Here is a 243-nt window from a genome sequence, read left to right on the forward strand (position 1 = left end):
GGGCGGACCGAGCCGGTGGTCGTGCCCGTGCGGGCGATGAACGTGGCGACCTCGGCGAACGTCGTCGTGCCGACGGTGGCGACGAAGCGGCCCCGGAAGTCGTAGTGGCGCAGGTAGTTGCCGGTGGCGTCGCGGAAGGAGTAGCCGTTGGAGTCGGCGAGGCCCACGACCACCGTGAAGGTGGCCCCCTGCTTGTCGGCCGGGGCGCTGGGGGTTGTCACCACCGGGTGGTTGAGGAGGGAG

At 71.6% G+C, this 243-nt stretch carries 1 protein-coding gene; it reads right to left on the reverse strand.

Going from position 1 to position 243, the window contains the following annotated elements; all coding sequences use genetic code 11:
- On the reverse strand, positions 1-243 hold a 243-nt coding region (locus tag KVT45_RS55535), incomplete at both ends, for an AbfB domain-containing protein (RefSeq protein WP_217562754.1).

The sequence above is a fragment of the Streptomyces sp. GbtcB6 genome (genome assembly GCF_019091475.1).
Taxonomy (GTDB): Bacteria; Actinomycetota; Actinomycetes; order Streptomycetales; family Streptomycetaceae; genus Streptomyces; species Streptomyces hyaluromycini.